Origin of the sequence: Roseicella aerolata (genome assembly GCF_020523605.1) — a bacterium.
Taxonomy (GTDB): Bacteria; Pseudomonadota; Alphaproteobacteria; order Acetobacterales; family Acetobacteraceae; genus Paracraurococcus; species Paracraurococcus aerolatus.
Genome location: NZ_JAJAQI010000088.1, coordinates 1 through 8,715, shown reverse-complemented (window position 1 = coordinate 8,715; position 8,715 = coordinate 1). Strand labels below are relative to the sequence as shown.

Below are 8,715 nucleotides of genomic sequence, written 5' to 3'. Positions count from 1 at the left end.
ACCACCGTGGTATCGCTCGTCATGGCGTATCGCTCCTTCGGGAGGTCCTGGCAGGCTCGTCACCCGCCTCGATACGCCGCCTCTCTCAGCCCGCCATCACCCAGTTTCGGCCATAGCTCGCGCGCGGCTCCGGCCGTGCGATGAGGTCCTCCTGACCGATCCGCCGCCGCGCCATGCCGACCTCCGCCGTCTGCACGAAAATCGAATCAGCCTCGGCGCAGCGCGTCCAAACACATCCGCGCACAGGTCTCATTAGGCAGATTGAGCGGTTCCGGCTGACCTCCGATAAGACCGGGTTATCGGAAGTGAGCGCCGCTTGCCACAAAGCTTGCCGCAATCGCCGCAAGCTGCTGGAATCCCGACATGTCCAGCCCGCCCGCCCACGCCCTCCCGGCGCCGCTCCCCACCGCAGCCGAGGCCGCCCGCTACGCCGCCGAGAGCCTCTCGGCGGCGACCCGGCGGGCCTACCGGGCGGACTGGGCCGACTTCGCCGCCTGGTGCCGCCAGCACGGCCACCCGGCGCTGCCAGCGGCACCGGAGGCGATCGCCGCCTACCTCGCCGCCCTGGCCACGACCCACGGCCGCAGCGCGCTCCGCCGCCGCCTCGCCGCCATCGGCGGGGCGCATGCCCTGGCCGGCCACCCCTGGAACCCCGGCCACCCGGCGATCCGCCACACCCTGCGCGGCATCCTGCGCCGGCACGGCACCCCGGCCCGGCAGGCGGCGGCGCTGACCACCGCCGAGATCCGCCGCCTGCTCGCCGGCTGCGACCGCGGCCTCGCCGGCACCCGCGACCGCGCCCTGCTGCTGCTCGGCTTCGCCGGGGCGCTGCGGCGGAGCGAGCTGGTCGCGATCGAGCGCGAGCACGTCACCGTCACGCCCGAGGGCCTGCGCCTGCTGCTGCCGCGCAGCAAGGGCGATGCCGCGGGGGAGGGGGCCACGATCGGCATCGCCCGCGGCCGCCGCCCCGAGACCTGCCCGGTGCGCGCGCTCGAGGCCTGGCTGCAGATGAGCGACTGCCGCTTCGGCCCGGTCTTCCGCAAGGTCGACCGCTGGGGCACGGTCGAGAGCCGGGCGCTCACCCCGGAGGCGGTCGGGCACATCCTCAAGCGCCGCGCCGCGGCGGCCGGCCTCACGGTCGGGGCGCTGGAGCGGCTCTCGGCGCACGGGCTGCGGGCGGGCTTCGTGACCGAGGCCTACCAGGCCGGGGCGCGGGATGAGCAGATCATGGCGCATACCCGCCACCGCGACCTGAAGACCATGCGCGGCTATGTCCGCCGGGCGAAACTGCTGACCGAGAGCCCGGTCCGGCTGCTCGGCCTGTGAGCCGCGCGGTGGCCAGCGCGGCGAGGGCAGGGGAGGGGAGTGGCTGCGCCGAGGACGCCGGCGTCATGGCCCTGCCGCATCCCGACTGGCTGTACCACCACCTGCGGGTGAGCGGCGGTCCCGCTGATGTCGCGGCCTTCCGGGCGGCGGCGGCCGGGCCCGGGGTGATCCCCTGGACGGACAGCCTCGGCAGCGCCGCCGAGGACTGGTTCCACCGCCTGGCCGCGCCGGCGGCGCCGCAGCGGCGCCGCCTCAGCCTGGAGGGCTGCCGCATCCTGGCCGGCCAGCTGCGCGACGCCGCCGAGGCGCGCCAGCGCCTGCTGGCCGAGCGGGCCGCCACGAGCCGGGCCTGCGCCTTCTGCCTGCACAGCCTGCTGCCGGTGCCGCCCTCGCTGCTGCGGCTCGGGCCGGAGGCGCCGGAGAGCCGCGCCTGGCTCTGGGAGAGCTGGGGCACCACGCAGGCGCCCCGTGGCGTGGTCGAGCTGCCGGTGCCCGGCCGGGGCAGGCCACGCCAGCCGGATCCCGGGCTGTTCTGGGTGGGCTTCTGGGCGGCGGACTGGACCCCCTGGCGCGCCCTCCTGGCGCTGCGCGCCCGCTGGCCCGGCCTGCGGCTCGAGATGACGCCGCGCTACGATGACCCCTGAGACGGAGGAGGCCGCGGCGCTGGCCGGGGCGCCCCGCGCCGCGGTCGGCAACAGCGGCGCGCCGCTGTTGCGGCTCGAGGCCTGGGAGGGCCCGCTCGACCTGCTGCTCGAGCTGGCCCGGGCGCAGCGGGTCAACCTGGCGCGGCTCTCGGTCACCGACCTCGCCACCCAGTTCGCCGCCGTGCTGGACGCCGCCATCGCCCGCCGGGCGGTGCCGCTGTCGCGGCTGGCGGACTGGCTGGTCATGGCCGCCTGGCTGCTGGCGCTGCGCGCCCGGCTGCTGCTGCCGGCCGGCCCGGCCGAGAGCGCCGCGGCCGAGCGGGAGGCCGCCGACCTGCGCCGGCGGCTGGCCGACCGGGCGGCGGCCCGGCGGCTCGCGGACTGGCTGGAGCGGCGCCCGCAGCTGGGGCGCGAGGTCTTCGCCCGTGGCCTGGCCGAGCCGGAAGCGACAGCCGAGCCGGCGGCCGACGTCACCGAGCTGCTGCGGGCCTGCCTCAGGCTGCTCGAGGTGCCGGTGCGGGAGCGGGTCTGGCGGCCGCGCCCGCCCCTGCTCTGGCGGGCGCCGGAGGCGCTGGCGCGGCTCCGCGCCCTGCTGCCCGGTCTGCCTGCGGGCGCCGCGCTGGAGCAGCTGCTGCCGCCCATGCCGGCAGGGGCGGGGGCCGCCCTGTGGCGGCGCAGTGCCCTCGCCAGCACCCTGCTCGCCGGCCTCGAGCTCAGCCGCGACGGCGCCGTCACGCTGGAGCAGGAAAGTCCTTTTGGTGAAGTCATTCTGGATCCGGTCTCTGCCGACCGGCGACCGTGACCCCAGCATGGCCATGCACGAACAGCGCCTGTTCCCAGGCCGCGTTCAGCGATAGCTTCTGGGAAACACGGGAGGGCGACGGCCCATGCAGCTCAGCGCCACGGAACAGGCCATGCTGGACGGCGCCGAGGGGCCGGCGGTGCAGCGGGCGCTGGCTTACCAGGTGAAGGTCGGCCGGTTCTTCGGTGCGGCACGCATGGTGCCAATCACCAACGCGCACATGATGGGCGACATCGAGGTTCTCGGGGATGCCGGCCTCGCCTTCCTGCAGGACATGCAGCGTGCCGGCGCCCTCGCCCGCATCCCTATCACCACTAATGCCCGTTGCATCGACTTCGCCTGGGCCGACCGCCTCGGTCAGGATCCGAGCGAGTGTGCCAAGGAGCGAGAGGTGATCGCGGCCCTGCAGGGCATGGCGGTGATGACCACCGATACTTGCATCAACTACCAGACGCTGTACCAGCCGCATCTCGGGGAGCGGGTGGCCTGGGGTGATACCGGCACCTGCATTTACGCCAACAGCATTTTCGGGGCTCGCACGAATTTCGAGAGCGGCCCGGCCGCGCTGGCCGCCGCCATCACCGGCCGCACGCCGGAATACGGCTTCCACCTGGACGAGCACCGCCGCGGCAGCTTCATCGTGGACATCGCTGGCGCAACGCTCGCCGACCTCGCCGATTGGGGCGCACTCGGCAAGATCGTCGGTGAGGGACACCAGAGCTACTACACCGTGCCGGTCTTCACCGGCTTCCGCCGGACGCCGCTGGCCGACGAGCTGAAGCAACTCGGCGCCGCGCTCGCTTCCTACGGTTCCATGGGCATGTTCCACTTCGTCGGCTTAACGCCGGAGGCGCCGACACTCGAGGCCGCCTTTGGCGGCAGCGTGCCCAGAGATGTGGAGCGGCTCGTGGTCGACGATGCCGCTATCGAACTGGTCTACGCCGGCTACGACCTGGGCGAGGGCGATGCCCGGCTGGTGGTGTTCAGCGGCCCGCAGCTCTCCTTGTTCGAACTGCGTGACCTCGGCCGGCTATTCGAGGGACGGCGGGTGGCGCCCGGCACCGCCGTGTTCGTGACTTCCTCCAACGGGGTACTCAGTGCCGCCCGCAAGCTCGGCTATCTCGCGCCACTCGAGGCTGCCGGGGTCTGCGTGCTGGAGGGTGTCTGCTTCTACATCCTGCAGAACCTGAGCCAGATGCGAGAGCGGGAGGGGTGGAAGAACATGATCAGCAACAGCGCCAAGATCGTGAACATCATCGGCGCCCACCGCTTCCGCACCATCCTGCGCCGGACCGCGGACTGCGTAGAGATCGCCTGCACGGGACGCTTGGCATGACGGCTCTCCTCCGGCTGACCCGGGGCTTCGGCTCGGTGGTGGAGGGAGAGGCGATCGTCTCCGACGAGGGCTTCTCGCCACGCTACGACCTCGACCGCTGGAGTGGGGTGATCACCAAGCCTGGCCACCGGCTGGAAGGCCTGTCGATCAAGGACCGGATCTGCTTCTTCCCCACCGCGAAGGGCGGCATCGCCGCTGGCTGGGCCTTCTACGATATTCAGGCCAAGGGCATTGCGCCGCGTGCCTTCTGCTTCGGCGTGACCAACCCCGTGATGGTGCAGGGCGCGGTGCTGGCCGGGATCCCGATAACGGAAGGCTGGGCGCCCGACCCGCGCACGGTGCTGCGTACCGGTGACTGGGTACGGGTCGATCCTGGCCGGCTGGTCGTCGAACTGCTGCGCCGGGCGGTATGATCCCCCGCCGCTGGCTGTTGGCGGGGCTGAGCACCCTGTCCAGGGCAGCCCTGGCGCAGCCGGCCTGGCAACCGGAACGGCCCATCCGGCTGGTGGTGCCCTTTCCAGCTGGTGGGCCCACTGACCTCGTGGCGCGGCCGCTGGCCCAGCGCCTGTCGGATGTGTTGGGCCAGCCGGTGGTGGTCGACAATCGTGGCGGCGCCGGCGGCAATCTGGGTGCCGAGCAAGTGGTCCGCGCCGCGCCGGACGGCCACACCCTGTTGTTGTCCAATGTCGGCGTGCTGGCGGTGAACCAGTCACTCTACCGCAGCCTGCCTTTCGATCCGGAGCGGGACTTCACCCCCATCGCGCTGGTCGCGGGCGCGCCGGTAGCGCTGGTGGTCAATGCCGCGGTACCCGTGCGGACCGTCGTGGAGTTCGTCGCCTGGACCCAGGTCCAAGCTGCCCCTGTGCCGTATGGCACGGCTGGGCCGGGTACGCCGGGGCACCTGGCGGGCGAGGTGTTCCGCACCCTGACGGGCGCGAAGCTGCAGCACCTGCCTTATCGCGGCAGCGCGCCCGCGCTGCAGGATCTGGTGGCAGGCCATGTCCCCGCGATGTTCGACCCGGTACAGTCTCCGCTGGGCCAGATCGCGGCGGGACGGCTGCGGGCTCTGGCGGTCTCGGCTCCGGTGCGCAGCCCGGCCTTGCCGGCAACACCAACCATGCGGGAGGCCGGCGTTGCGAACCATGAGATGGTTGCCTGGTGGGCCGTGGTCGGACCTGCTGGGCTCCCGCGACCGGTGATCGCGCGGCTTGCCGACGAGATCAGACGTATCTCCGACAATGCGAGCTGGCGGGATGGGCTAGCGCAGCTAGGCATCTCACCGCTGTTCATGAGCTCCGGCGAGTTGGCAACCTTTCGGCGCGCGGAGACCACGAAGTGGGGGGCCGCCGTGCGCGCCTCGGGGGCGACAGCCGAGTAGGTCCAGTTGGGAGGCAGCGTGTTGCATGGGTCGGCGGATCGGGCGCGCTGAGCCCTACCCGTGTTGCGGGTTACGCGATGCGCACGTACTCCGGTCATCCGAGGTCCAGCATACGGTTTAGCACGTTGGCTGTGGATCGGCTCCCAAGCGGGGCCCCGTCCCAACCTTCGCTTATATGGCGTGGCCTGGGCGGATGATCGATGCCGGGTCTGCCACCCGCCCGCGACCGCGGTATGGTTCGACCACAAGAATGGCGCGTCGCCCCTCCGGGGTGCAGTGCAGCCGACCCCTGGGAGACTCCTCGCATGACCATCCACCGCCGAGCCCTTGTCCTTGCTGCTGGCCTCGCACCGTCGCTCGGCCGTGCGCAGGCGACGCAGGCTTGGCGGCCTAATCGGCCCATCCGGTTGATTGTCCCCTTCGCCCCCGGCGGCTCGAATGACATCGTCGGACGGATCATCGCGGACACGGCGAGCCAAGCGCTGGGCCAACCGGTCGTTGTCGAGAACCGCGCCGGCGCCGGCGGCGTGATCGGCGCCGAATATGCCGCGCGCGCGGCGCCGGATGGGTACACGGTGCTCATCAACAGCTCGCATTCGACGATACCCGCGATCGTCGCGCGCGTGCCCTACCAGACGGTCGACGACTTCGTCGGCGTGGCGGTGGCTGGCTTCTCGCCGTATGTGCTCGTCGTCAATCCACGGCTGCCGGTGCAGACGGCGCCGGAGCTGGTGACGTTGCTGAGGGCCAATCCGGGTCGCTACAACCTGGCCACGGCCGGCAAGGGCAGCGGCGTGCACCTCGGCGGGGAGTTGTTCCGAACCACGTCCAAGGTGGAGGTCGAGGTGGTGCATTACCGCGGCGGCGGTCCGAGCGTCGCCGCGCTGGTCGCCGGGGAGGCGCAGGGTGGCACCCCGACCATGGCCTCCTCGATCGGGCAGATCCGCGACGGAGGGCTGCGCGCGCTTGCGGTACTCGCGGAGCAGCGCACCCCGGCGCTGCCCAACGTGCCGAGCGCATCCGAGGCCAGCTTGCCAGGACTGATCCACGAGGAGTTTTTCCCCATCCTTGCCCCTGGCGGCACATCGGCGCCCGTGCTGGCTACGCTGGGCGCCGCCTTCCGGGCCGCGATCCAGCAGAGTGCAGAGAAGCTCATTCAGGTGGCCGGTGTCGCGCCGCGGGCAGGATTCGAGGCCCCTGAGCAGGTGATGGCCTTGGTGCGCGAGAGCGTCGAGCGCTACACAGCCATTCTGCGCGCGGCAGGCGTGCAGCCCGAGTAGCGGCGCCCCGCGCGCCGACGCTTCGGGCGCCGCGCTGCATCAGGGAGATCACGGCACGCTGGGCTCGAGGTTCGAGGGCAGGAACTCCGCGACGTGCGCAATAGGGTATCTGGCGATGCGCTTGATGACGTCGCGCAGATAGGTCCCTGCGTCGAGCCCGTTGAGGCGGGCAGGCCGCCATCCAGGTGGCCCTTAACGACGCTTCGGCGGCCCGCCCATGTTGGCGAAGATCTGCCGGTCCTTGTTCTCCTGCATCAGCATGGAGAAGCTTGGGATCTTCTCGAAGCCGAGGCCCTGGGGAACGCCCGTGTCGGGATCGGGCTGGACCTTGGCATAGCTCTCGCCAGAAATCTTCTCGCACTTGCCCGCGGGCTTCTTGACCTCAAGGTTTACCACCGTCGCTTTGAAGACCATCCGAACGATGGCCTCCTTGGGCGCGGACGGTTTGGTGAGGCTCGGCGCGCCAGCCATCACCTGCCAGCCATTCTTCACGGCCCAGGCGGTCAGCTCATCCTTGTCCATCAGACAGATCTTCCATGCGTTTGGCCCGTCCTATGGGCCGGGCGGGGCGGTCACACCAGAACCATATCGTCCCGGCGCTTCCACCGGTCGGCATCCGAGGCGGTTGGCATAAGGCTGGCGCTCCAAGCTTGAGCCGATCGGCAGCGCCAGCGCGCCGGGTGGTGGAGTGCCGGCTATCCCAACCTCCCGGGTTGCCCGCGCCCGGACCTCGATGACCTACCTGACCCGCTGGCGAAGCCGATAGCGTCCCATGTTTAGGGCAGCGGTCTTTCCGAATGTAGGAATTCCGCAGCCGCGCTGACCACTGCGCCTATGTTGCGGTGCAACCTTACGCCTGCCCGGGCGCTGTCCTGCTGCGGCGCAGCAAGTGGAATGTGCGGAATGTCAGCTTGCTGATGTCATGCGCCATATGAGCCGAAGGACGAGGTGCATGCTCCGTCCGGCGCCGTATTCAAAGTACGTAGTCGCTGGCCTCGCACCGCAGCAGGACAAGGACATCACAATGAATCTCCGAACCCTCATGCTGGCCGGCCCGGCCAAGGCCAATGAACTGTTCGCCCGGCTTTCCGAGACCTCGGACGGCGCGGTGAAGACCCGGGAGAAGCTGTTTGCCGAACTCAAGGCTGAGCTCGAGCTGCACACGAGCCTCGAGGAGGAGCACCTCTTCCCGGTTCTCAGGCGCAACGCTGAGACCAGGGGACTGGTCGCCGACGCCATCAGAGACAACAAGGAGCTGCGCGCGAAGCTAACCGAGCTCGACGCCCTGCCAAAGAACGACGAGACCTTCCCGGAGCGGCTCAGGGAGCTGCAGAAGACTTTCCGGCAGCACGCGCGGGACGACAAGCGCGAGCTACTGCCGGCGGTGCAGCGGGCGCTCAGCGAGGAGCAGGTGCAGGGCGTCGCCGAGAGGATGGAAGCCGGTCTCGCCGAGGCCGAGCAGGCTAAGCAGGACGAGGTGGACGAGCGGCGGGCCAAGGCCCGGCGGGAGCGCGAGGAAGCCGAGTTCCTGGCTCGGCAGGCCGAGCTGCGGGTCGAGCAGGCTGAGGCTGCCAAGCAGGAGCGGACAGTCGTCGAAGCCCGCACCCGCGAAACAGCCGAGCGGCTCACCGATGCAGCGCGGAAGCCGGTGGAGGCGGCCGCCGAGGTGGCACAGCAAGCTACCCGCCTCGTGGCGGGGGCTGCCAAAGCCAGCGGCAACATGGACCAGCGCTCTCCGGCGCAGGCTTCGGCACCGACGTTCGCCGACATGTTCCTGTGGCCCTGGATGGGGGCCATGCAGAGCCTGCAGCAGGCAGGCGGCTCTGTTGCTGTTGATTGCCACTGAGAGCTGACCCGGGATTGCCATGAGGATTTGACCCGGGTTGTGGCTGGAAGTTCGGGGTTTTCGGCTTCTGTCAGGTGGGTTGTGGCCTCCTTTCGTGCTTGGC

9 protein-coding genes are annotated in these 8,715 nt (G+C 70.7%); 8 read left to right on the top strand and 1 reads right to left on the bottom strand.

The features are described from left to right. Positions 1–363 precede the first annotated feature (363 nt). The 7 genes from LHA35_RS27090 to LHA35_RS27060 all read left to right on the top strand — a co-directional run bounded on the left by LHA35_RS27090 (position 364) and on the right by LHA35_RS27060 (position 6,766). Entirely contained in the window at positions 364–1,326 is a 963-nt protein-coding gene (locus tag LHA35_RS27090; RefSeq protein ID WP_226614256.1) for a site-specific integrase, read from the top strand. After that, entirely contained in the window at positions 1,323–1,970 is a 648-nt protein-coding gene (locus LHA35_RS27085; protein WP_226614255.1) for a hypothetical protein, read from the top strand. Before LHA35_RS27090 ends, LHA35_RS27085 begins: the two co-directional genes overlap by 4 nt. Beyond that, on the top strand, positions 1,960–2,772 hold the full coding sequence (locus LHA35_RS27080) for a segregation/condensation protein A (RefSeq protein ID WP_226614253.1): 813 nt from the start codon (positions 1,960–1,962) through the stop codon (positions 2,770–2,772). The genes LHA35_RS27085 and LHA35_RS27080 overlap by 11 nt, the downstream gene beginning before the upstream one ends. A gap of 85 nt (positions 2,773–2,857) precedes the next feature. Beyond that, positions 2,858–4,108, top strand: coding sequence for an aconitase X (locus tag LHA35_RS27075; RefSeq protein WP_226614252.1), 1,251 nt, complete (start codon positions 2,858–2,860; stop codon positions 4,106–4,108). Continuing rightward, complete coding sequence (locus LHA35_RS27070) at positions 4,105–4,521, top strand: aconitase X swivel domain-containing protein (RefSeq protein ID WP_226614249.1); 417 nt, start codon at positions 4,105–4,107, stop codon at positions 4,519–4,521. The genes LHA35_RS27075 and LHA35_RS27070 overlap by 4 nt, the downstream gene beginning before the upstream one ends. Beyond that, complete coding sequence (locus LHA35_RS27065; RefSeq protein WP_226614247.1) at positions 4,518–5,486, top strand: Bug family tripartite tricarboxylate transporter substrate binding protein; 969 nt, start codon at positions 4,518–4,520, stop codon at positions 5,484–5,486. Before LHA35_RS27070 ends, LHA35_RS27065 begins: the two co-directional genes overlap by 4 nt. Positions 5,487–5,791: 305 nt before the next feature. Next, positions 5,792–6,766, top strand: coding sequence for a Bug family tripartite tricarboxylate transporter substrate binding protein (locus LHA35_RS27060; RefSeq protein ID WP_226614245.1), 975 nt, complete (start codon positions 5,792–5,794; stop codon positions 6,764–6,766). Between the two features lie 192 nt (positions 6,767–6,958). On the opposite strand, the gene LHA35_RS27055 is transcribed toward LHA35_RS27060, so the two are convergent. Continuing rightward, positions 6,959–7,288 carry a hypothetical protein gene (locus LHA35_RS27055; protein ID WP_226614243.1) on the bottom strand — a complete coding sequence of 110 codons (330 nt, stop codon included), beginning with the start codon at positions 7,286–7,288 and terminating at the stop codon, positions 6,959–6,961. 502 nt (positions 7,289–7,790) lie between these two features. Between LHA35_RS27055 and LHA35_RS27050 the strand changes: the two genes are divergently transcribed. Beyond that, positions 7,791–8,612 carry a hemerythrin domain-containing protein gene (locus LHA35_RS27050; RefSeq protein ID WP_226614241.1) on the top strand — a complete coding sequence of 274 codons (822 nt, stop codon included), beginning with the start codon at positions 7,791–7,793 and terminating at the stop codon, positions 8,610–8,612. The last annotated feature ends 103 nt before the right edge of the window (positions 8,613–8,715 follow it).